Source organism: Paenibacillus taiwanensis DSM 18679 (genome assembly GCF_000425125.1).
GTDB classification, from domain to species: domain Bacteria; phylum Bacillota; class Bacilli; order Paenibacillales; family Paenibacillaceae; genus Paenibacillus_B; species Paenibacillus_B taiwanensis.
Genome location: NZ_KE384307.1, coordinates 52,594 through 78,807 on the forward strand (window position 1 = coordinate 52,594; position 26,214 = coordinate 78,807).

Genomic DNA, 26,214 nt, shown 5'->3' on the forward strand with positions numbered 1-26,214 from the left:
TTGCTAATGATTAGTCAAACGCAAAAGCAAGAAAGTTACTTGCAGCGAGTTACGCATGCCAACTATATCGTTCGGGACCATCTGGTCCATCAGATTCGTACGCTGCCTGGAGTTACGCTGCTTGACATGGTATATCGTTTGTCGCTGCCTTATTTGGGCACACAAGCTATTGAGCTGCGCAATATTTTGTTTATTCAGCCAATCGTCACATCACCGCAGTTCGATCAGGAAGTTAGTGTTACTTTTACACCCCAGCCAACACATGTTCAAGTGCGGGTGACGAGCAGGAAGGTGCGCGGCGACCAGGTTGTAGATCCTGAATGGCAGGCTAACATGGAATGTACCTTGTTCAGAAGGCCGGAGCAGAACGAGACGAACAGGATTAGAGATATTGAAGCGGTGATGAACCAGGCGGATCAACAATGGGACATGGATGACATCTACAGCGTGGCACGAGACGCGGACATTAACCACTATACCTTTATGAAGACACTAGGGAAAGTGTACCGTCGTGGTCAAGAAGAGGTTATGGAGCTGCAATTGGGCGAACTGGCGGAACAATATCGTCCCAAGTTCTATGCTCATCCGGCTTTCCTTGACGGCTCAACCTTCGCAGGTTACTCTTTCCGCCTAAGTGGAGAACGCAGCCATTATTTTGATGAGGGAAAAGCATACATCCCTTTTATGATTGGTCGTTTCTGCATTTATAAGTCGTTGCCCGATACAATTTATACGTATACACACCGATCAGCTGTAGATGAGGCGCAAGTGACAGGGGCATTGGACGTGTTTTCTACTAACTTGGAAATTCGCAATGCGGCAGGCGAATTGTTAGTTGAATTTGAACACTTAACGTTAAAACGCATTCGAGAATTGCAATCAATTCAACGGTTGGTGGAATTAGAGCAAGACCGCGCTTCGACGGCGAGTAGAGAAACATCTGCTGTTTATAAAGATAAAGAGCTGTCATCTGTGACATTAGATGCAGGTGCAGCACATCATGTAGAAGAACAAGAGCCGGTGTTGCTCGCTGAAGCTTATTTAAGGGAGCAGATCGGGCTTGTTCTTAATACCTCGCCGGCCGCTTTGAATACGCAGACTGGATTTTATGATTTGGGACTGGACTCTACGGAACTGCTTGGACTTGTGAAATTGCTGGAACGGCGACTGGAAACACAATTGTATCCGACACTTCTGTTTGAATACGCGACCATTGAACGATTATCTGAGTATTTGGCGGAGACGTATGCGACAGCTTTTCAACAATTCCATGATGTTCAAGCTGACTACACAGAAGGCAGCGATGTAAATAAGGCGGACCATGTTGACGGGGCGGAACAGGGTGCTGCACCTAACGAAGCGAATGTGCAAGGCAACCGTGTGCATGAACCAGGATCGTCAACAGTGGGCTCCGTGGAAGCCCTTCAACTGACGCAACAACAGCGCGCTGGTGAAGAACGCGCAGCCAGACCAGTTGAGGATGGGGATCACGAGCTATTATTGTACGCGCGCCAATGGCAGCATGTCCCTAACTTTCAGTCTAACAATTGGGAAGAGACCAGCAAGGATACAGGTGCCCGAGGAAGCTATCCATCCGTGAAGCCTGGAGCACGGCAGAAACTATGGCTGTTCGGAGCTGCCGCTCGCTTGCGGACAAGCTTGCAGGCGATTCTGCCTTATGAGGATGCTGATGTGGATGTGTTTGATTCAACGCTCACAACAGCGCCTGCATGTCTTGAGCTGCTGTTTAAGCAGGCTCTTGAGCATATTCAGCAGGAGCTTAAGCAGCGTACTACGGAGCAAGTGCGTTACTTGGTCGTGGCGGATAAGGATGATGAGCTTGGACCTTATGCTGCGGCATTGGAGGCGATGTTTAAAACCGCCAGCTTAGAACAGCCTCGTATTAGCGGTAAAGTGATCTTGATAGACGGGCTCTTGAACATGTCTACGTCTCATGTAGCAAAGCTGCTTTTGCAGGAATCCGCTTTTTACCGCTCAGGGGAGGAGACTGTGCTTTATCAAGGCGACTCCAAGGATCGTCATGTTAGACAATGGGTGGCGATGCCACGCCATAATCATGAACATTTTTACACTTCAGCAAGACCTGAGCAATCTAAGCTAGCATACAAGCCAAAAGGTACGTATTTGATCACCGGGGGATTAGGCGGTCTGGGGCTACTAGTTGCAGAACATATTGCATCTCATTTTCCTGTTAATCTCGCATTAGTTGGTCGGTCACCGTTACGTCCCGCACAGGAAGAGCGTGTCAAGCGATTGCGTGAACAAGGCTCAGAAGTGATCGTTATGCAGGCGGATATGGGCAATGAGGCAGACGTAGCTACCGCTTTTAAACGCATCAAAGAACAGTTTGGTACAGTTAACGGCATTATCCATAGTGCAGGCGTCATTAGGGACGAGTACATTGTACGTAAAAATATAGACGAGCTAAGTGAAGTGTTTCACCCTAAGGTACACGGCTTGTATGCGCTTGATCAGGCAAGTCGCGACGAACGATTGGACTTCTTTGTGCTGTTCTCTTCTATTTCTGCTGTTATCGGCAATATCGGTCAGGCGGACTATGCGAGCGCCAATGCTATTATGGATGTGTTCGCAGCGAGACGGGAGGCGCAAGTTCAATCAGGGGAACGATATGGGACAACTGTGTCTTTTAATTGGCCGTTATGGGCAAATGGAGGCATGCAAATCGACGCACAGATGGAACGGATGCTGTTTGCATCGTCCGGGCTGCGACCGCTGCCTAATGAGGCAGGTTTACAGGCGTTAGATGCCGCACTTGCAGCAGACGAAGTACAGGCGGTTGTATTGTATGGAGCAGCGGGTATTATACAGGAGACATTCATAGGTAACCGTGCAAACCAACCTCCAGCATCTTTCGCTGCGGACACAAGTGAAATCGAGGTCAGTTACGGACCCGATGATATTGCTGTTATTGGTCTATCTGGTCGGTATCCGCTTGCAAGAAATGTGGAGCAATTTGAAAGCAATCTTCGTGCGAAACGAGATTGCGTAACAGGCTTTCCTCAGGATCGATGGGAAGGCTATTCGTTTGGATATGAGGTCGATCAATTTTATAAATTCGGCGGCTTTGTGGATGATATCAACAAATTTGATCCGTTGTTTTTTAATATGTCGCCACGTCAGGCGGAAACTACAGATCCACAGGCTCGTTTATTTTTACAAGCGGCATGGGAGGCGTGTGAGGATGCTGGTTATTATCAGGATCGCGCAGAGCACCATTATGTATCTGGTGGAGAACATACGGTAGGCGTATTTGCAGGTGTGTTTTGGAGCCATTATGAGCTGTTTGGCGCAGATTCCGCCCATCAAGGGGTTCCAATGTCATTTGGAAACAGCCCTGCGGCGATTGCTAATTTGGTATCCTACAGCCTTAACTTGCACGGACCGTCTTTGGCAGTGGACACGATGTGCTCGTCTTCGCTAACAGCTATTCACTTAGCGCGTGAAAGTATTCGCAGCGGGGAATGCCACTTTGCAATTGCTGGGGGTGTCAACCTAGTTACGCACCCGCACAAGTATATGTTTTTGCAGCAGGCGCAATTTTTGTCCTCCGATGGGCGCTGCCGCAGTTTCGGTGAAGGTGGCGACGGCTATGTGCCTGGCGAAGGGATAGGGGCTGTCCTGTTAACGACTGTTGCGCGGGCAGAGCGCGAAGGATATCCGATTTACGGAATTATAAAGGGGTCCGCGATTAACCATGTTGGCAAGACGTCTGGTGCTACGGTTCCCGACCCCATTGCGCAGTCTGAAGTGATCAAGGAGGCGCTTAGCAAGTCTGGCATTCATCCACGTACGATCAGTTATGTGGAAGCACATGGAACGGGGACTTCACTTGGTGATCCGATCGAAATTCAAGGATTAAACCGAGCCTACTCAGTGTGGACAAAAGATAAGCAGTTTTGCGCAATTGGCTCATCCAAGTCCAACATTGGACATTTGGAGGCGGCAGCTGGCATTGCTGGATTAACAAAACTGCTGCTGCAATTAAAGCATGGCGAGTTGTTTCCATCCCTTCATGCCGAAGAGGCAAATCCGTTTATACCATTTACGGATACCCCGTTTTATTTGGAACGTGATGGGGGACCTTGGAAACGGCCTGAATTAGCAATCGACGGTGAGTTGAAAACATATTCAAGAAGGGCTGGATTAAGCTCTTTTGGTGCTTTCGGAAGTAATGCTCACTTGGTTGTTGAAGAGTATGTACCCAGACATAGCCGCGTTCGACTCGATCGGTCGGACGCTGTGAGTGGAGAACAAGGCGTTGTAGTTATCCCGTTGTCTGCGCGTAGTGAAGACAGACTGCATGCAAGCGTCAAGCAGTTGCTTGACTTGTTGACAAAACAAGCAGCTGGTATCGATCCAGCACCAACCGCCTCCTACTTGAGAGAGCAAATAGAGACGGACGTTTTACAACAGCTAAGTGAGCTGCTTCATGTTGCTGCAAGTGAGCTGGATGCCGCGCATTCTTTTGTGGACCAGAACGTGGACCCCTTGCTGCGCCATCGCTTATCCGAGCGGTTAGCGGAGTTGTGGGGGCTGCCAGATGGAGAGGGACATACGTACAAAGCAAGCTCCGTTAATGAACTGGTAGATCGTTTGCTTGAACATGAGCGGGAGACGCTTGCCGGTATTTACAGGGATTCAACTGCATCCACTGGCATAAGCGCTGGTACTGCCAAAGCTGCTTCGATCCAGGAAGAGAAGGACAGCGGACAGCAGCACATTCACTTGTCGGAGTTGGCTTATACTTTGCAGGTTGGACGGGAAGCTATGCCAGTGCGACTTGCGTGTGTGGTGAGCTCTATAGATGATCTGGTCAGTAAGCTGACAGAACTGGTGGCAGGGCAAACCCCATCTGACAGTTATCGAAGCGAGGGGGCGATTAGACAGTTGGCAGCCCCAGTTGTGCTGCACAGTGGGATGAGTCACAGCGAATTATGTGGTGTCGCAGAGCAATGGGTAAAAGGGGCACGGCTGAATTGGCAAACACTTTATGATTTTGCACCAAGGCGAATGCATTTGCCGACTTATCCATTTGCAGGGGACAAGTATTGGGTGCCTAAGGTGGAGCAGTCAGATGAAGTGAAGTCTAGCTTGACGCAAGGTCCATCATCAGCCGTAACCGTTCTGCACCCGTTGTTACATCGAAATACTTCCGATTTAACAGAACAGCGGTTTAGCTCTTGCTTTACGGGTAAAGAACCATTTTTGGCTGATCACGTTATAAACGGGCGTAGTGTACTGCCAGCCGCTGCGTGCTTGGAAATGGCTCGGGCAGCTGTATTTGAGGCTGCTGCGCCACTAATGGAACAAGAGCGGCGCTTAACGTTTAAACATGTCGTATGGACTAGACCTATCGTTATTCATGGGAATGAGACAGCATTCCATATTCGGCTGTTTGCGCAGGACAGTGGCGACATTACGTTTGAAATATACGGAAATGAAGCGGAGAAGTCGTACACGCAGGGTAATGTGACGATCGGGACCGAAACAGAACCTCCGCGCCTTCAGTTGGAGCACCTGCTTGCATTAGCGCGACCAAGCCGCTGGAGTACGGAGCAGTATTACGCAGCATTTCAGCAGGCTGGTCTGGAATATGGTGCAGAACATCGTTGTATGGAGCATATCTCTATAGGAACTGATGTAGCTATAGTCAAGCTGCGATTGCCTGAACGTGAATCGGGAGCGGCTGCGGATGCTTCTTATATGCTCCATCCAGGCTTGCTAGATGCAAGCTTGCAAGCAACACTTGTTTTGTTGCACGAATCAAGCGGTCATTCGGCGGAGCTGCCGCAAGTATCCTTAACCGTACCTTATTCTTTACGTGAGCTGAGTATGTTCGATACAGCGGCTTCTACAATGTGGGCGATCGCTCGATTCAGTGCAAACGGCCCCTCCTCAGAGACGACACATACTTTTGATATTGACGTATGTGATGAAGCGGGCAACGTGTTGTGGCGCATTCAGGAATTATCAGCCACAACAATGAAGGCGGAAAGTGCAGACGTTGGTGTTCTGGTCTATGAACCAACATGGCAGGAAAGTGAGTTGGCGGTGCACACGCCTTCTGTAGTGTCGTGGAACCGCCATCATGTTCTCCTTTGCGGACTAGAGCATATAGACGCCCGTCTGCTTGCAGACCATTTGACGGGAGCTAACTGCCTGTCGCTATGGACGGACGAGCAGCACTTCGGATTGAAATTTCAGTACTATGCTATCCATTTGCTTGAACATATACAGCGTGTGTTAACAACTGGGGGAACGGATAAAGTGTTGCTGCAAGTAGTTATCCCGTCCACTGATGAGGGCAGGCTCCTTGCAGGTCTGAGTGGGATGCTGAAAACAGCGCATTTGGAGCATCCGCGCTTGTTGTGGCAAGTAGTCGAATTTGACCATCAGTTCGCGTCGGTGGAACCTAATTCAGCTTCATCCACCAATACTCCTGCTCAGTTGGCACATATGTTAAGAGATAATGCGGGCCAAAGCCAGCAAGGGGATCTTCATATTCGTTATCTTCATAACAAGCGCTACGTACAGGCATGGAAGGAGCACGCAATTAAGGATCATGCTGGAAAAATTCCGTGGCGGAACGAAGGAGTTTATTTGGTTACGGGAGGCACAGGAGGACTTGGGCAAATTGTAGCAAAAGAAATCCTTCGTCGTGTAGAACGGCCGATCGTGGTGCTGACGGGTCGTTCTCAACTTGATGAGCATGTTCAAGCCAAGCTGCGTGCGTTACAAACTGAAGCCCCGCTTGCTGTGATTGAATATGTACAAACAGACGTAGCAAATCTTACTCAGGTTGAAGCGCTTATGAAGGGGATTCATACCCGTTACGGAAAGTTGAACGGGATTGTTCACAGCGCTGGCCTCACACGTGACAGCTACATTCTGAAAAAGACCCCGTCAGAATTGGCAGAGGTATTTGCTGCTAAGACGATGGGAATCGTTCATCTGGATCAGACAAGCCGACATTTCCCACTTGATCTGTTTATTATTTTCAGCTCACTTGCGGGAGCGCTGGGCAACGCAGGGCAAGCGGATTATGCGGCAGCTAATGCTTTTGCAAGCGTATATGCGGAACTGCGGACAGAGGCGGTGCGTGCTGGACTGTGCTCAGGCAGTACTCTGACGGTAGACTGGCCGCTCTGGCAAGAGGGAGGTATGACAGTAGACGTAGAGAACGAGAAACGACTGCGTCATCACCTTGGCATTATTCCGATGCGTACTACCTCGGGGATAAAGGCATTATATGATGGGTTATCTTTGCATGCGCCGCATCTCATCGTGTTAGAAGGTGAGTTGGCACAGATGAGAGCTCGTGTGGCAGCCAATCATCGCGGTGCTAATCGTGACGCTAAGCAGACGGCAGGCTGGAATGAGGCGGCTGCCACGGCTGTTGCTGTTGCGGAAAATGGGGCAAATGCAGACGTTGACAAGCAGAATTTGCTTGTGTCAACAGCGATGGAAGAGGCGCTGGCCAGACTAGTTTCTCACCTGCTCAAGGTAAAGCCGCAAGATATTGAGCCACAGTTAAAATTAAGCGATTATGGGTTTGATTCTGTTACATTTACGGAACTGACGAATCGATTAAATGAACAGTTTAAAGTCGATCTGACTCCCGCAATCTTTTTTGAGTATGCGACGATTCAAAGCTTTGCCGACTACATGGTTCAAGAACACTACGAGAAGATTGCTCCATTGCTGCTGCCCTCTGAAGTACAGAACGAAGAGCCTCTCCACAAGGCGGAGAGCCTGAATGCTGTCGAAGACGAGTACGTAACTGCATTGCCTCGTCGAGCCCGATTTGCACAGAACAACTCCTATGCGTCAACTTCCTTGCAACGCTCGACGCAATCACATGGGATCGGGCCAACATCTGAAGCCTCTTTATCTGATATGTCTGGCATATCTCAGCAGCGAATTAGATCATTTGCAAGTAACAAGCAAGCAGGCCCAGACCAACTAGGCAAGGGATCAGCATTTGATCAACAACAAGCCTTGCCAGAACAAGTTGCTATTATTGGGATGAGCGGCAAGTTTCCGATGGCTGACGACTTGGATGAACTGTGGGCAAACCTGCTGCAAGGCAAAGACTGCATTACCGAAATTCCATCAGATCGCTGGGATTGGCGGTCTTATTTCGGTGATCCGGCGATGGAGCCTAACAAGTCCAATGTGAAGTGGGGAGGCTTCCTGAACGGCATCGCGGAGTTTGATCCGCAATTTTTTGGCATCTCACCGCGCGAAGCGGAGCTGATGGACCCGCAGCAGCGGCTGTTAATGACGTATGCGTGGAAGGCGTTGGAGGACGCAGGGTATGCGGCTGCCAGCTTAGCAGGCTCCGATACGGGCATTTTTGTTGGCACCGCGAGCAGCGGATATAGCGAGCATGTTTATCGGGCGGGCTTGCCGATTGAGGGCTACACTTCAACGGGCAGTGTTTCTTCTGTAGGCCCTAACCGAATCAGTTATTTCCTGGATATTCATGGGCCAAGTGAACCGATCGAAACGGCATGCTCCAGTTCACTGGTAGCTTTAGATCGAGCAGTAGCAGCTATTCAGAACGGGACATGTGGGATGGCGATAGTCGGCGGGGTAAACACCATTTTGTCACCAGAGCCACATATCAGCTTTAATAAGGCGGGAATGTTAAGCGAGGATGGTCGTTGCAAAACGTTCTCACATGCTGCTAATGGATACGTTCGTGGTGAAGGTGTAGGTATGCTCGTATTAAAAAGGTTGGATGAGGCCGAACGGGACGGTGATACGATTCATGGTATCATTCGTGCAACTGCTGTGAATCATGGCGGACGTGCACAATCATTAACCGCTCCGAACCCGAAGGCACAAGCAGCACTATTGCAAGCGGCGTATAGCAAGGCGGGAATTGATCCACGAACGGTGACATACATTGAGGCGCACGGTACAGGAACAGAGCTGGGTGACCCGATCGAGATTAATGGCTTAAAAGCGGCTTTCCAAGCTCTATATGAAAAAAGTGGTGTGCCCGCAACAACTGAACCACATTGCGGGCTTGGTTCGATCAAGACGAATATAGGTCATTTGGAACTGGCGGCAGGCGTTGCAGGAGTTATCAAAGTGCTGCTGCAAATCAAACATCAGACGCTTGTTCAGAGCTTGCATTGTGACGAGGTGAACCCGTATATCCAACTGAAGGACAGCCCGTTCTACATCGTGCAGCATAAGCGGGAGTGGACGGCACTCCGTGATGAGTATGGGAAAGTCGTGCCGCGTCGTGCGGGAGTAAGCTCATTTGGCTTTGGTGGTGTCAACGCACATGCGGTTATTGAAGAATATATTCCGCAACCTAAGCAGAACAAAGCGGGAATATTTTCAGCAGAAGTGAAGCCGGTTGTTATCGTGCTGTCAGCGCGGAATGAAGAGCGTTTGCGTGATCAGGCTGCTCAGTGGCTGGCCTATCTGGATGCAGGGAAGCTGGAGGATTCGAAGCTTGCAGATGCAGCCTATACGTTGCAAACAGGACGACAAGCGTTTGAAGAGCGAATCGGCATTGTAGTCGCGTCGGTGCAGCAATTACGTGACAAACTTATGCTTTACGTGGCAGGGGAGCAATCGATTACGGGCTTGTACAAAGGTCATACCAAACGTAGCAAAGATTTGGTGTCTTTGTTTGCTGATGACGATTTGAAGCTGGCAGTTGAGGCGTGGTTTGCTAAAGATAAGCATCATAAGCTGGCAGAGATTTGGGCGCGGGGGCTGGACATGGATTGGAAGCAGATGTATCGAAGTGTGCTTCCGCAGCGACTGAGCTTGCCGACTTACGTATTTGCACGTGAACGCTATTGGGCTGGACAACGTGGGGCTCAGACCGTACGGTCTGAGGATGTCGTAGAGCAACGTCGTCAAGAGGATTCAGAGGGCGCACGTCAGCATAATCGTCGTGAACAGTCTGAGGGTGCCGTTCAATATAGTCATCACGAACACACCGTGTATGAATCCCATCGTAACGGTCAGCGATTGCCAACTGGCGAAACCTCACTCCGGATGAGCCAGCTCGGTCAGTCTCTTGCCGCAATGGATTCGACAGAGTATGCGAGCCTGAATCCACGAGACGCACGCGAGACAGCGAGATCTAACCACCAGCAGGAGCAGCCGGAATCGAAAGTTCATTTGCAAGATGCTCTAGCTATGTCTGGATCAGGCAGCCGGTGGTCAAGTGCGCCATCATCTCTTGCTCCATCATATCAGTCATCGAAGCCAACAGGCATTAAGCTTAAACCTGCCGGCAACAAACCGCCAGAGACACAACCATATTCAACAGCTGCCGAGAAGGCAACTATAAGTCTGCGCTCGCTCGCGGACTATAGAACAGAAGCGACTGAAACAACTCAAGCAACTAGAGCACATGAAACAACTCAAACAACTCAAACAAACCAAACAAACCAAACAAACCAAACAAACCAAACAAGACAGACAAGTCAAACAGCTCAAACAGCTCAAGCAGTTCAAGCAGCTGAACCGGTTCGAACAGCTGAACGGAATCCCTCTGGCGTAACGACGACCGCTCAAACTGCTTTGTCGCAATATGTTCAGCCACAGCCAAAAGCTGCTTCAATGCTGGCACAACGGTTGCAGCAGGAATTGACATCAAGCTTAGCGGAGGCGCTATATTTGAGCGCAGCCGATATCGATACAGATAAGCCGTTTATTGAGCTGGGACTGGATTCCATTATCGGTGTTGAGTGGATGCGTACCCTTAATCGCACCTATGGCACTACAATTCAGGCTACAAAAGTGTATGACTATCCGAATGTAAGGGATCTTGCTTCCTATATAGCTCAACAATTACATCAAGTTGAGGCTAGGACGTTATCCAATCAGCCAATAGCTGAACATCAGATAAAAGCGGAGGCGCGAACTATTTCACCTTCAGTAGCAGACACCTCCAGATCAGCTATTCCAGCAGGAAGCAAGCAAACCGATTCGCTGCTGCAACAACTTACCGAAACGTTGGCTGAAGCTTTATATTTAACTATCGAAAAGCTTGATGTTGATGTGAAATTTATCGATCTGGGACTGGATTCCATCGTTGGTGTTGAATGGCTGCGAGCTGTTAACCGTCAACACGGCACAGCGGTTACAGCGACCAAGCTGTATGATTATCCAACATTGCGCGAGTTCGCCGCATATCTCAGCTCTCAATTAAGTGGTGATAGTTCACAACCGTCTGTAGATCACGTGCTACAGCAAGTACAGGCGGGCAAGCTAGACATCCAGCAAGCAGAACAACTGCTTATGACATTAGGAGGGGTTTAAATGAACAAGGAACAAATTTTTAACATTGTCATTGAGCATAGTCGAGAGTTGCTGCCAGAACTAGAAGGACATACGTTCCAATATTCAGACCGATTGACCGATCTGGGTGCTAATTCGGTCGATCGGGCCGAAATTGTAATGATGACGATGGAAGCATTGTCGCTGCATATTCCTCGTGTTGAATTGTTTGGTGCATCCAACATTGGTGAATTGGTGGATCTTATTTATGACAAATTGCAGCTTGTCTAATGTGTGGGTCACCGGAGCAGGCATAACTTCTGCCATAGGTCAAGGGCAATCAGCATTTGCTGATGCCCTTTTTCGTGGTGAGCATGCATTTGGCATCATGAAGCGGCCGGGGCGGCAGAAGGAGAGCATCTTCATCGGAGCTGAATTAGCCCCGATGCTGCCTGCGGACCGTATCGCCAAGCGGTTGTGGCGCGGAGCATCGTTGACCAGCCAAGCCGCGCTCATCACACTGCTAGAAGCGTGGGAAGAGGCAGGGCTGGACGATGTAGATCCGACGCGGATCGGTCTTATTATTGGCGGCTCCAATGTACAGCAGCGTGAGCAACTGCTCACTTACGATTCGTATGCAGATCGCCCTCTTTACACAAGACCAACCTACGCGCTTACTTTTATGGATAGTGATCTGTGCGGCATATGTACAGAGCAGTTTAATATCAAAGGATTTGCCTATACGATAGGCGGGGCTTCAGCAAGTGGTCAAGCGGCGGTAATTGCCGGAGCAGAGGCAATTCGTTCCGGACAAGCGGACGTTGTGATTGCTTTGGGAGCATTGATGGATTTGTCCTATCTGGAGTGCCAAGCGTTACGTTCGCTTGGCGCGATGGGTTCTGACCGTTACGCGGGGGAGCCTGATGCTGCTTGCCGGCCTTTTGACCGTGCGCGGGATGGCTTTATCTATGGAGAAGCCTGTGGCGCGATCGTTCTTGAACGTGCGGAGCATGCTGTTGCTCGTGGGCAGCAAGCTTATGCGCGTATCGCTGGCTGGGGCATGGCAACGGACGGCAATCGTAACCCGAATCCTTCTGCAGAGGGAGAGACACGTGCTGTGCAGCAAGCATTGAATTCCGCAGAGTTGGGCGCACGCGAGATTGATTACATTAACACGCATGGAACAGGCTCAGCCATTGGGGACGAGACTGAACTACAGGTCATTAGAGATTGTGGTCTTGAACAGGCTTATCTGAATGCGACCAAGTCGATTACAGGTCATGGACTAAGCGCAGCGGGTAACGTGGAGTTAGTCGCAACGCTGCTCCAGATCAAAAACGCCATGCTGCATCCGACACGCAACTTGTACGATCCCATTGATCCAGCGCTACGCTGGGTGGCAGACCAGTCTGTGGAGCATGAAATACGGAACGCATTAAGTTTAAGCATGGGATTTGGCGGCATGAACACAGCCGTTATTTTGCAGCGATTATGAACGGAAAGCAGGGAGAGTGCAGATGATCTCAGCGGGAATAGAAGCGATGAATGCTTTTGGAGGTACGGTAAGCCTGAATGTGATGGAGTTGGCCAAATACCGCAAATTGGATACAGGTCGATTTGAAAATTTGTTAATGGTAGAAAAATCAGTTGCTCTGCCCTATGAGGACCCGGTAACATTTGCGGTTAATGCGGCCAAGCCAATCATTGACGCAATGACTGAAGCGGAAAAGAACCGGATCGAGATGCTGATTACATGTACAGAATCGGGTATCGATTTTGGTAAATCAATCAGTACCTATGTGCACCATTATTTGGGGCTTTCACGCAACTGTAGGCTATTTGAAATGAAACAAGCCTGTTATGCGGGCACAGCTGGCTTTCAGATGGCTATTAATTTTGTACTGTCTCAAGTATCACCTGGTGCGAAAGTATTAGTCGTTGCGACGGACATCTCGCGTTACTTGAAAGTAGAAGAAGGAGATGAATTATCGCCGGACTGGTCCTTTGTGGAGCCCAGTGGGGGGGCGGGTGCTGTAGCCATGCTCATCTCGGAGCAGCCCGTTGTTTTTCAGGTCGATCCTGGCGCCAACGGGTATTACGGGTATGAGGTGATGGATACCTGTCGACCGGTACCGGATAGCGAAGCCGGAAATGCAGATTTATCGCTGCTTTCTTATCTGGATTGTTGTGAGCAAACCTATCTGGAATATGAACGACGGGTAAGCGGAGTTCATTACCGGGACACGTTTGATTACATGGCTTACCATACACCTTTTGGCGGCATGGTAAAAGGCGCCCATCGCACGATGATGCGCAAGATGATTAAAGCCAAAGCTCCAGAAATTGAGCAGGACTTTGCTGAGCGTGTGCTTCCTGGCCTGCACTACTGCCAGCGAGTTGGCAATATTATGGGAGCAACGCTGTTTCTTGCGCTGACCAGCACAATTGATCGCGGCAGCTTTGACGTACCGAAGCGGGTAGGGTGTTTTTCTTACGGATCAGGGTGCTGTGCGGAATTTTTTAGTGGTGTTGTGACACCAGAGGGGCAGGAGCGTCAACGCCAACTGGCGATTGGACAACAATTATCGACACGTTATTCATTGGCGATGGATGAGTACGAAGCTGTGCTGCAAGCAAGTGATATTGTGAAATTTGGTACAAAAAATGCCAAGCTTGACCCGCTGTTTATCCCGCAGGCTGTAGTCAGGCATTCGGCACCTCGACTTGTACTTGATGAGATAAGTAATTATCACCGCATATACAAATGGTCAACTGTTACATGAGCAGTCATTATGAGACGATCCGCATTCGTCATCAGGGCCCAGTAGCTTATATCCAGTTGTACAGGCCAGATGCCGACAATTCGATTAATGACCGTATGATCTTCGAATGTTCGGAGGCGCTAAATACTTTGAGCACTCATACTCAGGTCATTGTGCTAGAGGGCTTGCCGGATGTGTTTTGTTCCGGTGCTGACTTTCAGCATGTAAGTAAGCAGCATACGGCAGAAGCAGAGGCGCTTGATGTTGCGCTCCCCCTTTATACGTTGTGGGAGCAGTTGGCCAATGGACCGTATGTCACCATTGCGCATGTAAAAGGTAAGGTAAATGCAGGCGGTGTGGGCTTTGCAGCAGCTTGCGACATGATAATTGCAGAGGATTGTGCGCAGTTCAGTTTGTCGGAAATGCTATTTGGTTTATTTCCAGCATGTGTGCTGCCGTTTCTCATTCGTCGTATCGGGTACCAGCGCTCACATTACTTAACGTTATCCACGCAAGCAATCAATGGCAGCCAAGCGTATGAGTGGGGGCTTGCGGATGCAGTAGGACCTGATAGCGAGCTGCTGCTTCGCAAGCATCTGCCGCGGCTGACTCGAATATCAAAGGAAGGTATTATGCATTACAAGTTATACATGTCCAAGCTTCGTGATGACATAGCAGCTGCCAAGCCAGAGGCGATCAGGGCGAATCAAACGATGTTTGCCGACCCCTCCAATCGTGAAAGGATTAATCGTTATGCCACGACAGGACTATTTCCGTGGGAATACTAGGAGCGAACGCCAGTTATGAAACAATCAGTCGTTCAAATGAAAGAGATTGAACCCGGCATTATACTGCTGCGAATGGAAGACCGGGAGCATAAAAATATGCTCACCCCTGACATGACAGCCTCGCTGCAAGCGGCATTTCGGATTGTCGGGGCGGACACACGCTGTCGAGCAGTCATCTGGACGGGATATGACAGCTATTTCTCATCTGGAGGCACAAAGGAAGGGCTATTGTCCATTCATGCAGGTCGGGCCGTATTTACAGATGCATCTGTATTTCAACTGTCCTTGGAGTGTCCGGTTCCAGTCATTGCAGCTATGCAGGGACACGCCATTGGCGGGGGACTTTCGATGGGGCTATTTGCCGATTTTGTGGTGCTGAGTCGAGAAAGTGTTTATACAGCCAATTACATGAAATACGGTTTTACGCCAGGTATGGGCGCTACTTTTATTATGCCGTACAAGCTGGGATATTCACTTGGCAGCGAAATGCTGCTGACAGGCAGTGCTTATCGCGGGGGCGAACTGGAGCGTCGCGGCGTTCCGTTTTCCGTTGTTCCGAGAGGCGAGGTGCTGACGGAGGCGTTAGAGCTTGCGCGAAATATGGTGATGAAGCCACGAGCATCGCTGGTGACGTTGAAGCATCATTTGACAAGGGCAATTCGGGAACAGCTTCCAGAAGTCATCCAACAGGAGATCGTAATGCATGAACAGACGATTCATCAAGCAGAGGTTAAAGAGCGGATTACACAATTATTTGGAAATTAGCCATATGAAATTGACAGTTAAAGAGGGAGATAAATGAACGCACAAGCGATCTTACGGTCTCTGCAAGAAGGAAGTATAAGTCTGGACGAGGCTAAGCAAAAACTTCGCGAGTTTTCGAGGCAGGAACAACGCTTAGCGGAAGAGCGGGCATCAACAGAAGATGTGCGGCAACTGCCACACGATCCTATACCTGAATCGATATGGATGCACAAGGAAATGCCTGCAACAGAACCGAAGCAAGAGCACGAATTTTTTTCACAGCCTTTTGCACCTAAACGGGATTCATATGAGGGTAGAGAGGAAACAGCCCATCTTAAGCGAGACTCTGATGCCATTGCGATTATCGGCATGTCTGGGCAGTTTCCGCAGGCGAATACGCTAGAGCAATTTTGGAGCAATCTGGCGGAAGGGTGCGACTGTATAAGTGAAGTGCCTGCGGACAGGTGGGATATGTCATTCTACGATGCAGACCCGAAGACGCCTGGGAAAAGCTACTCGAAATGGATGGGCGTACTGGAAGAGGCGGACCAATTTGATCCCCATTTCTTCAATTTGTCCCCTGCCGAAGCTGAATTAATGGACCCGCAGCAGCGCTTGTTCCTGGAGCATTGCTGGCGGAGCCTGGAGGACGCTGGCATCGCACCGTCCAGCTTGGCTGGCAGCCGTTGTGGCGTATTCGCTGGCTGCTCCGTGAATGATTATGATCATCTTATGGGCGATGACGGGATGAGCGCATATGGGCTTGTAGGACGTTCTATTGCGATTTTGCCCGCCCGTATTTCCTATTTTCTAAACTTAAAAGGTCCTTGTTTGGCAATAGATACGTCCTGTTCCGCTTCATTGGTTGCGATTGCGGAAGCCTGCAATAGCTTAAAGCTGGGAGATAGCGATCTGGCGCTGGCAGGTGGCGTATGCGTACTGACAAATCCCGCGATGCATATCATGACCAGCAAGGCAGGCATGCTGTCGCCAGACGGACGCTGTTTTACGTTTGACAATCGGGCAAATGGTTTTGTGCCAGGTGAAGGTGTTGGTGTCATCGTGCTCAAACGTCTGGCAGATGCTGTACGGGACGAGGATCTTATCTATGGTGTCATTCGCGGTTGGGGGATGAATCAAGATGGCAGAACAAACGGGATTACAGCCCCAAGCGGCCAATCTCAAAGTGAGCTGGAGCGCGATGTGTACGAGCGATTTGGCATTAATCCTGAATCGATTACGATGGTCGAGACTCACGGTACAGGTACAAAACTGGGCGACCCGATTGAAGTCGAAGCATTGACAGCTGCTTTTCAGACTTATACGAACAAGAAAGGCTACTGCGCCCTTGGCTCGGTTAAAAGTAATATCGGTCATCTGCTGACGGCTGCTGGAGCAGCAGGTGTTATAAAAGTCCTTCTCTCTATGCAGCATAAGTTGCTGCCGCCGACGATTCATTTTGAAGCTTTAAATGATCACATCACGTTAAGTGAAAGTCCGTTTTATGTTAATACGCAGTTGCAGGCATGGAACACAGCTGCATCTATGCCAAGACGTGCTGCGGTAAGTTCTTTCGGATTCAGTGGTACGAACGCCCATCTTGTTATTGAAGAATATGTCGCCTCAGCTCAGGAGATCGAAAACTCAGCGCAAACACTATCGTCACAAGTCGCGCCGTCAAGAGTGGCAGACAACTTTTTATCCGCTTGTGCTTCATATGGTGTTGTCAAACATGTGCCAGATGCTGCAGGTGCCATACATGCAAAAAATAGCTCTTCTATTGGACCGTATTTATTTCCTTTGTCTGCACCCGATGTAGATGGACTTCATCGTTACGCTCACACGCTTCAGCAATGGATTAGCAACAAAGGCTATATTAACCCCGAAACGATAACGTCTCTAGCCTACACGCTTCAAACGGGACGGGAACTGATGAAAGAACGTGTAGTCATCATCGCTGCTCACGTGTCTGACCTGTTGCTAGGTTTGGGAAGTTATATCAACCATGAGACCTCACCTTATGTCATAACAAAATGGAGTGTATCTGATACACACGTTACAGCGGCTATTAACGATCAGGGCTCGATGCTATTACGTAGCATGCCGTCCCACGAGTTTGAGCACCTAATGGCTGTAGTAAATACTTGGGTGAATGGTGGTATTGTTCCGTGGTGTGAACTGTACGCGAATACTCCTTTCAGCCCGGTACGATTAAGACTGCCAAGCTATCCGTTGAAAAAGGAGCGCTATTGGGTACGAGCGGCGTCTACCATGGGGGCGCCAACTCAGCAAGCACCTGCTCAAGCGTCAGCGCATCTGGCACGAACAGATGCAAGAGCTTACGTCTACGAGTTGCTGACAAGGCACAGCCTAGGCGTTCAATCGAAGCAGTCTGTACATTCATGGGATGAGGACGTGCCATTTATTCAATTGGGCCTCGATTCGTTGGTGGCGATCCATATCCAAAATACGATCATGAAGGATTTTGGCCTAGAGGTTACGATGGTTCAGCTTATGGATGGATTGAATACACGTGAACTGATTCAACTGCTGGAAGGTGTTCATTCTCAACCCGTGAGGAACCGAAACGAAGCGGGTGTGGCGAATCATTCTGGTGAGGCGGAGCAGAGACAATGGCTTGATGTAGAACGGCATGGCTCCCGAATCGATCAAGTTAAGCAGAGTGAACATCGTGTTCGAGGACAACAAGAACAGAAGGAAGATGAGGCTGTTTGGATGGAGTTATAAGAAAAAGGAGGGACCATATGCGTTTTTTTGCCTTGCTTCATGAACTGATGCTAAAAGGTATTGCCTTTAAAGTAGACGGAGGCAGGCTGCGCTACAGTGATGAAGGCAGCGTCATGACAGAGTCGATGCTCTCGGAGCTGCTTGCTTATCGGCCAGAGTTCACTAAGCTAACGAGCAGCGCCAACCGTTTTCAGTTGGCGCCTGTGTCGCCAGCCCAGCAGGCGATGTGGATGATGCATCAATTTTATCCGGAAAGTGCGGCTTACAATACGGTGCTTGGCTTACGTCTGACAGCACAAGTGGATGAGTATGCGTTAGAGCAGGCTTGTCAACAGCTGACGGAAAGGCATCCTGCTTTGCGCTCCGCTTTTCGAAGTGATGGTCCTGATGTGCTGCAAATTATCCATGACGAGCATCAAGTATGGTGGCAAATCTACGATTGTCGGTCATTCAGTGCCGAACAAGCACGGACTGAGATGACTCGACGCAGCAAGGAGCCGTTTCGTCTGGATCAAGGCTCTTTGTTTCGTGCGGAGTTGTTTCGGATGGATGATCATTGCTGTCTTGTGTTAACGGCACATCACATCATAATGGATGCGTGGTCGTATCATTTAATTGTTGAGCAACTGGAAGCTTGCTATCGTGCAAACATGGCAGGCAAAGAAGTCGTTCTGCCGCCCCTTAACTGCCAGTATGCAGACTATGTATTACAGCAGCAGCAGCTGTTAGCGGGGCCTAAAGGCGAGTCGCTTGCTGCTTATTGGTGTGATCGACTTTCAGGAGATCTTCCATCTATACATTTACCTGTGGATTATCCTCGACAGCCTATCCAGCGAGGAAATGGCGATTCTGTCGTCTTTGAACTGGAATCCGCGCTGCTAAGCAGATTGTCTACTGCTGCACAGGATACGGGCAATACGCTGTACGTCACGCTGCTCGCAGCTTATCTGGTGCTGCTTCACCGTTATAGCGGTCAAGAGGACCTGCTTGTTGGCACGCCAGCAACAGGGCGGACCAAACCGGAATGGGCTGGCGTAGTTGGCTACTTTATCAATGCCGTTGTCATCCGAGCTGACTGTGCAGGAGAGCCGACATTTGCTGCTTTTGCCAATCAAATCAAGCGGGCTGTGCTGGCAGCTCTGGAGCATCAGGAGTATCCATTTGCTCTGTTGCTGGACAAGCTTGGGCTTAAGCCTGATCCGAGCAGGCAACAATTGCTGCAAGTCATGTTTGTGTTTATCGATGATATCCGCAAGGCACAGCAGGCAAGCAGCACTAGCACAGCCTTGTGGACTCCATTTGATTTGCCAAGCGAAGAGGGACAAAATGATCTTATGCTTGTTATGACAAAGCTCGGCGAGCGCTTTGCAGGAGCATTGCGTTATGATGCCGACTTGTTTGATCGAGATACGATATCCCGCATGGCCGAAAGCTTTTTAACCCTGCTTCACAGCATCGCGGATAATCCGTACTTGCCAATCGGCAAGCTCCCGATCGTGAGCACGTCTGAACGAACACGTCAGCTTGTGTTATGGAATGATACGGCTACTCCTTATCCTCGTGAATACCGCTTGCATGAGCTGTTTGAGCAGCAGGTTGAACGAACACCTCATGCTGTAGCTGTCACGGATAGCAGCACGTCACTAACTTACGCACAATTAAATCGATATTCCAACGAAGTGGCAGCGGCGTTAATCGCAAGCGGCGTAGTTCCCGATGACCGTGTTTGCATTTTGGAGGATCGTGGCTGTGATTTTCTAATTGCAATGCTTGGGGTGTTTAAATCAGGTGCTGCCTACATTCCACTTGATCCGCGGCATCCAACAAGTCGACATCTCGGTATTATCCGCGACAGTGCTGCCAAAGTTCTACTTACTTCCTCAGACAAATCAAAGCCTCTTATTCAAGAGACGAATCAAATGAAGCTAGCTATATTGCCTATCCAACAGTTGTACGGAAATCAATCTGTATGCACAAATCCCCATGTACGCGTGTCTGCGGATCATCTGGCTTACGTCATTTACACATCAGGCTCAACAGGTAAACCAAAAGGAGCAATGGTGGAGCAGAGGGGTATGTTAAACCATTTGTACGCCAAAATAAAGGATCTATCACTTGGACCAAACGATGTAGTTGTACAAAATGCTTCACAATGCTTTGATATCTCCGTCTGGCAGTTTCTCTCCGCGCTCGTCGTGGGAGGGACAACTCGAATCGTTGAGGATGAGTTTGTCATGGACCCCGTTCCATTCCTGGATATCATTGCTGCTTCGCGTACAACTATTTTGGAGATGGTTCCATCTTTGCTTCATGCTGTACTTGATGTCATTCAGGCAAGACCTGACCTGACAGCCAAACTTCACAGTCTAAGGTGGATGATTGTGACAGGAGAGGCGTTGCCGCCTAATTTGTGTATAAGGTGGTTCGCACGATATTCTCACGTTCCAATGATGAACGCTTATGGGCCAACCGAATGCTCGGACGATGTGGCTCACTATGTGCTGTATGGTCCGCCAGAGGAGCATCGTACGATTATGCCAATCGGTCGTTCGATTCAAAATACGAAACTGTATATACTGGATCGTTATTTGGAGCCGGTACCCATTGGGGTTACGGGTGAATTATATGTCGCTGGAGAAGGGGTGGGGCGTGGTTATTTAAATGATCCTGAACGCACTCAGCAAGCTTTCATGATCGATCATTTGGCAGCCCAACCTGGCGGAAGGTTGTATCGTACAGGGGATCGTGCCAAATTTTTGGCCAATGGAGATATTGAATACCACGGCCGCATTGATTATCAGGTGAAGGTGCGGGGCTTCCGGATCGAGCTTGGTGAAATTGAAGCTGCTATGCAGAAACTGGCAGGAATTAAAGAGGCGGTTGTAGTGGCAAAAGGCGAGGCGCTGGAGGACAAAACACTGATTGCGTTTTGGATTTCGGATGGTGAGCGCGAGAGCTTAAATCCAGCCGCTGCGGATGGACAGCAAGCCTTCAAAAAAGCACTAAGCCAAGCTTTGCCGGAATATATGGTGCCAGCAGTTTGGTTGCAGCTGCGGCAGTTTCCATTGTCAGCTAACGGCAAAATAGATCGCAACTGGCTAGCCGCCAACACGTTGCCTGACATTGGGCATCAATATGGATTTAATGGTGAGGCAATTGAACGGTCTAAAGAGCATGTATCAGCTACAACTAAATTTCAGGTGGAAAATGCGGAAATTCGCCAGTCAGCAGCTAAACCGGCGTCTTCAAATTGTGCCTTGCCATCCGAAAAAGAGCTTCGAGCGTTGCTGCAAGGCTGGCTCGAACATGATGTAGGATCTGTCATCGCCGAGATGATGAATCTAAAGGTAGCAGAGCTGGATAGGCGAGCTAATCTGATTGAGAGTGGTTTTAATTCGATTAAATTTATTACACTGAGTGCCAAGCTGGATGAATTGTATGGGATTCGGATTGCGCCGCCGCAGTTTTTTGATTTTGCTACTACAACAGGTATCATTCATTATTTGCTGACTAACTATCAGAAGCCATTAACAGCTAGTTACGCTGAGTCATTGCACCGATGGCAGCAGGAACGTCTCGATACCGATCATACAGCAAGCTCCGACCACAAGACGAATGTTCAATCGTCGACAGTACGTCGGGAAGAGACTTTTAATGCAAGCAATCCGGCGGAAGAAGCAACTATTGATGAGGATACAACGTGGATGGAATCAGCCGTTGCGATAATCGGGATGCATGCTCGTACGCCAGGTGCACAGACGGTGCCAGAGATGTGGAATAACCTGGTGAAAGGAATCGATGTGATTACGGAGATTCCTGCCGATAGATGGGATTGGCGAGAAGTATCCGGCGAGCATACGAAAGCCAGATGGGGTGGTTTTATTGCCGATGTGGATAAATTCGACGCCGGTTTCTTTGGTGTGCCTGAAGAAAAAGCACGACAGATGGACCCGCAGCAGCGTCTGATGCTGGAGGCCTCTTGGAAAGCGGTAGAAGATGCCGGATACAAGATGTCCGAGCTGTCTTCTCGTCACGTTGGTGTATTTATGGCTGTGGCTTATACGGATTATATGGACGTATTGCGAGAGAGTGGACACAATCTGGATTTGCATGCGGCAGCAGGTATGGAACGAACGCTGATTCCGAACATGATTTCTCATTATTTTGATCTTACGGGCCCTAGTGAAGCTGTAGATACGGCCTGCTCTAGCTCGCTTACGGCACTAAGCCGTGGGGTGGAAGCTTTACGCAGCGGTGCTTGTGATACCGCGATTATCGGGGCCAGCAATTTAATACTAAGTCCGCGATTATTTACAGTGTTTGATGAGTTGGGGAAATTGAGCAGTGATGGTCGCTGCAAAACGTTTGATAAGGATGCGGATGGATATGTCAGGTCGGAAGGTGTCATTACTGTAGTTTTAAAGCCGTTAAAGTCAGCATTAGCCGATCAGGATCATATCCACGCTGTAATTAGAGGATGCACGACTAGACATATCGGTCGCTCAAGTGCATTTACAGCACCCAAATCCACCTCTCAAGCTGATTTAATTAAGGAAACTTATAGACGCAGCGCTATTGAGTTAAGTTCGCTTGGTTATGTTGAAATGCATGGGCCCGGGATTAGTCTGGTAGACGCTGTAGAAGTCAATGCTTTGAGCAGAACGATGAAGGAATCATTGGAAAGTGGATCATCAGATAAGAAATCTACTTTTGCTTGTGGCATTGGTTCGGTCAAATCTAACCTTGGTCATATGGAAGCGGCAGGAGGGCTGGCAGGCCTGCTCAAAATTGTATTGTCCATGCAGCATGGCATTATCCCTGGCAATGTCAACATTCAAGAAATGAATCCTTATCTGGAACTGGCGGATAGCCCGCTCTATGTTGTACGAGAGAATACACCGTGGCAGGACACTATCGATGAGTCTGGCCAGCGCAAGCCAAGAAGGGCAGGAATTAGTTCTTTTGGCGGCGGCGGGGTAATTGCCCATGCCATAGTGGAGGAGCATATTGACAAGCGGCATTTACTGGTGGAGGAACCCGCGGACAGTGGAGACTACATGCAGCGAGTGTATGCCATACCGCTATCGGCCAAATGCGAACAATCCTTGCGTCAATACGCGGCGGACTTGGCAGCATTTATTGAGCCGCTTTTGCAGGACGGCCAATCAGACCCAGCATCATTAAGAGCGCACCAGACTGGCAACATGGCGAATAAACGTCCATACAGGCTGATGGATATAGCCTACACACTCCAATCCGGCAGGGAAGAATTCGAAGAACGGCTTGGCTTGACGGCAACAGGGTTGGATGAGTTGTATCGCAAGTTATTAGGGTTTGCCAAGGAACAGCTGGATGAACGTGAGTATTACAGAGGTACCGTTCAAGTAATGGATGAGGAGTCTGAGCCGTGGACAGATCACGGTAAGGGGAAGATAAGTGAGACAACAGAGGCTGCTGTGAAGCTCACTGCTGAACAAGTGATTCAACAGTGGACGACTGGCACAACAGTGGAATGGGATCAGCTGTACGACAACGCAAGGCCGTATAGAGTACCGCTTCCAACCTATCCATTTCACAAAGAACGTTATTGGGTAGAAGTGTCCGACAATGCTAAAGAAATGGTAGCACAAATGTAATCCAGAGAGGCCATATTAGGTGGAGAGTGATGATAAGGATGGTAAATACAATAGAAGCGCGTGCATTTCCGGACAATGGAGTTCTATCTCTAATTGGTAACACCCCTTTATTAAAGTTGGAGCGTATTGTGTCACAGAACCGATTTAATCTGTACGGCAAGCTCGAAATGTACAATCCAGGGTCAAGTATTAAAGACCGCACTGCGCTCAGCATGATCAAGGAAGCATGGAAACGCGGCGACATCAATGAAGAAACTACCATTATTGAATCAAGCTCTGGCAATTTGGCTGTAGGACTGGCCCAACTGGCTAATTATTTAGGTTTGCGGTTTATTTGTGTGCTTGACCCGAAAACAAATCAGCAGACGATCAAAGTGCTTCGAGCCTATGGAGCTATCATCGATATGGTAAACGAGCCTGATCCTGTAACGGGTGAATATTTGCAAGCAAGAATTAATCGTGTTAGCTGGCTAAAGGAAAACACACCCAACAGCTTCTGGTGCAACCAATATGCCAATCTCGACAATCCGTTGGCACACCGTCACCTCATGAATGAGATTATGACCGTGCTGCATGGTGAGATCGATTATTTGTTCTTATCTGTGAGTACGTGCGGGACGTTCAGAGGGTGTTTCGAGTACATTCAGCAGCACGGTTTAAATACGAAGATTGTGGCTGTGGATGCACAGGGCAGCGTCATTTTCGGTGACAAAGGACGAGCCAAACGGTTAATTCCGGGTCATGGCGCGGCAAGGGTTCCGGAGTTGTTCCAGCCTGGCATGGAATATCAGCAGGTACATGTGACAGATATGGAATGTGTGGAAGGATGCCGCTTGCTGTTACAGCGGGAATCGATTTTAGCGGGCGGCTCCTCAGGGGCTATTATTATGGCGATTAAGCGTTTGGAAGCGGAAATTAGCGACAATTCGACCTGTGTAGCAATATTAGCAGATAGCGGCGAGCGTTATATGGATACCGTCTATTCCGAAGAGTGGGTCCAATCACATTTAAAAGGGGTACAAATCCATGAGTAGTGTAGCGATTGAGCAAGCACAAATGGTGCTTTTGACAGGTGACGAAATTGTTGATATTTTGCAAGGCCATGAACAGGAAATGATTAAGCTTGTCCAAGCCGCCTATCAAACGCACAGTCTCGGTGATAGTGAACTCCCACATTCCACCTTTCTCCGCTTTCCGAAGCAGGAGCGGGATCGGATTATTGCGCTCACGGCTTATCTTGGGGGAGATTTTAACGTAGCGGGTCTGAAATGGATCGCTTCTTTTCCGAATAACATTCAACAAGGTCTTGAGCGGGCGTCGGCGACGCTTATTTTAAATGCAATGGAAAATGGTCGCCCCAAGGCGATTATGGAAAGCTCCGTGATCAGCGCACAGCGTACAGCGGCAGGCGCGGCTCTCGCAGCGGATCGCTTGTGGGAGAACATGCCGCTCCACAAAGTAGGAATGATCGGATGCGGGCTAATTAATTATGAGACGTTTCGCTTTTTGTTAAGCGTCAGGCCAGAGGTGCACACCGTATACGTCTACGATGTCGATTCCGCCAGAGCGGAGCAGTTTAAACGAAAATGCCAGGAATATGCGGGCAATATTGAAATCGTGCTAAAGCCAGATATGTCATCAATCTTGGCAGAGGCAGAGGTAATCTCGCTGGCGACGACAGCGGTACAGCCGCACATCCATGATTTGTCGATGTGTGCGCCGGACAGCGTCATTCTGCATACTTCGCTGCGGGATATAAGCGCGGAAGCGATCTTGTCCGTTGACAACATCGTTGACGATGTAGATCATTGCTGCCGCGCGCAGACGTCTGTCCACTTGGCCGAGCAGCACTCAGGGGACCGGGCGTTTATTCGCTGCACGATAGGTGATATTTTGCTTGGCAATGTTCGTCCAAGGGAGCAGGGCAAGCCTGTTGTGTATAGCGCATTTGGCCTCGGTATACTGGATATTGCGTTAGGTGAATATGTGTACAAGCGCGCACTTGAGCAGCAGGCAGGGACTCGAATTGACTCCTTTTTTCCAACAAATTGGCTGGAGCGAGGCGGACAGTTGTAGTCGTTACACGGTATAACGTAATCTAATTCTCATCTTAAAGACGCAAACACGCTGGTGTTTGCGTCTTTTTTTTGAGCTATTTGCAGCGGGCATGCCCAAACTATTAAAAAAATAAATTAATAACTTCTTTGAACTGTAATGAATCTGTTTAACTGGAAAGGG

Annotated in this window: 9 protein-coding genes and 3 pseudogenes; all 12 read left to right on the top strand. The window is 49.2% G+C overall.

All coding sequences use genetic code 11. From position 1 onward, the window contains the following. Window positions 1-6 precede the first annotated feature (6 nt). Window positions 7-7,659 (top strand): annotated as a pseudogene (locus H509_RS26830) (SDR family NAD(P)-dependent oxidoreductase); the annotation flags it as partial. A gap of 387 nt (window positions 7,660-8,046) precedes the next feature. After that, window positions 8,047-9,870: pseudogene (locus H509_RS28400) on the top strand (type I polyketide synthase); the annotation flags it as partial. An 804-nt stretch (window positions 9,871-10,674) separates the two neighbouring features. Continuing rightward, window positions 10,675-11,340 (top strand): annotated as a pseudogene (locus H509_RS28405) (acyl carrier protein); the annotation flags it as partial. Further along, window positions 11,341-11,589 (top strand): acyl carrier protein, encoded by a 249-nt coding sequence (locus tag H509_RS0114260; protein WP_028545679.1) that lies wholly within the window; start codon window positions 11,341-11,343, stop codon window positions 11,587-11,589. It begins immediately after the preceding pseudogene. Continuing rightward, window positions 11,567-12,793, top strand: a complete 1,227-nt coding sequence (locus tag H509_RS0114265) for a beta-ketoacyl synthase N-terminal-like domain-containing protein (RefSeq protein ID WP_028545680.1) — start codon at window positions 11,567-11,569, stop codon at window positions 12,791-12,793. The genes H509_RS0114260 and H509_RS0114265 overlap by 23 nt, the downstream gene beginning before the upstream one ends. A 22-nt stretch (window positions 12,794-12,815) precedes the next feature. After that, window positions 12,816-14,081 (top strand): hydroxymethylglutaryl-CoA synthase family protein, encoded by a 1,266-nt coding sequence (locus H509_RS0114270; RefSeq protein ID WP_028545681.1) that lies wholly within the window; start codon window positions 12,816-12,818, stop codon window positions 14,079-14,081. Next, the gene (locus H509_RS0114275) at window positions 14,078-14,848 is read left to right on the top strand and encodes an enoyl-CoA hydratase/isomerase (RefSeq protein ID WP_028545682.1); all 771 of its coding nucleotides are present in this window, start codon (window positions 14,078-14,080) and stop codon (window positions 14,846-14,848) included. Before H509_RS0114270 ends, H509_RS0114275 begins: the two co-directional genes overlap by 4 nt. 15 nt (window positions 14,849-14,863) lie before the next feature. After that, window positions 14,864-15,613 (top strand): polyketide synthase, encoded by a 750-nt coding sequence (locus H509_RS0114280; protein WP_028545683.1) that lies wholly within the window; start codon window positions 14,864-14,866, stop codon window positions 15,611-15,613. Window positions 15,614-15,646: 33 nt separating this feature from the next. Beyond that, window positions 15,647-18,340 carry a type I polyketide synthase gene (locus H509_RS25390; RefSeq protein WP_028545684.1) on the top strand — a complete coding sequence of 898 codons (2,694 nt, stop codon included), beginning with the start codon at window positions 15,647-15,649 and terminating at the stop codon, window positions 18,338-18,340. 17 nt (window positions 18,341-18,357) lie between these two features. Continuing rightward, window positions 18,358-23,976: a non-ribosomal peptide synthetase gene (locus tag H509_RS0114290; RefSeq protein ID WP_028545685.1), complete on the top strand. Its 5,619-nt coding sequence runs from the start codon at window positions 18,358-18,360 to the stop codon at window positions 23,974-23,976. A gap of 29 nt (window positions 23,977-24,005) precedes the next feature. Next, the gene (gene sbnA / locus H509_RS0114295; protein ID WP_051287164.1) at window positions 24,006-25,010 is read left to right on the top strand and encodes a 2,3-diaminopropionate biosynthesis protein SbnA; all 1,005 of its coding nucleotides are present in this window, start codon (window positions 24,006-24,008) and stop codon (window positions 25,008-25,010) included. Continuing rightward, the gene (sbnB, locus tag H509_RS0114300) at window positions 25,003-26,052 is read left to right on the top strand and encodes a 2,3-diaminopropionate biosynthesis protein SbnB (RefSeq protein WP_051287166.1); all 1,050 of its coding nucleotides are present in this window, start codon (window positions 25,003-25,005) and stop codon (window positions 26,050-26,052) included. The genes sbnA and sbnB overlap by 8 nt, the downstream gene beginning before the upstream one ends. The last annotated feature ends 162 nt before the right edge of the window (window positions 26,053-26,214 follow it).

What these genes read in the sequence shown, in the direction of transcription:
- H509_RS0114280 (WP_028545683.1), top strand. Translation starts at nt 14,864, where the DNA reads ATGAAACAATCAGTCGTTCAAATGAAAGAGATTGAACCCGGCATTATA.
- sbnB (WP_051287166.1), top strand. Translation starts at nt 25,003, where the DNA reads ATGAGTAGTGTAGCGATTGAGCAAGCACAAATGGTGCTTTTGACAGGT.
- H509_RS0114260 (WP_028545679.1), top strand. Translation starts at nt 11,341, where the DNA reads ATGAACAAGGAACAAATTTTTAACATTGTCATTGAGCATAGTCGAGAG.
- H509_RS0114270 (WP_028545681.1), top strand. Translation starts at nt 12,816, where the DNA reads ATGATCTCAGCGGGAATAGAAGCGATGAATGCTTTTGGAGGTACGGTA.
- H509_RS0114290 (WP_028545685.1), top strand. Translation starts at nt 18,358, where the DNA reads ATGCGTTTTTTTGCCTTGCTTCATGAACTGATGCTAAAAGGTATTGCC.
- H509_RS25390 (WP_028545684.1), top strand. Translation starts at nt 15,647, where the DNA reads ATGAACGCACAAGCGATCTTACGGTCTCTGCAAGAAGGAAGTATAAGT.
- H509_RS0114275 (WP_028545682.1), top strand. Translation starts at nt 14,078, where the DNA reads ATGAGCAGTCATTATGAGACGATCCGCATTCGTCATCAGGGCCCAGTA.
- sbnA (WP_051287164.1), top strand. Translation starts at nt 24,006, where the DNA reads ATGATAAGGATGGTAAATACAATAGAAGCGCGTGCATTTCCGGACAAT.
- H509_RS0114265 (WP_028545680.1), top strand. Translation starts at nt 11,567, where the DNA reads ATGACAAATTGCAGCTTGTCTAATGTGTGGGTCACCGGAGCAGGCATA.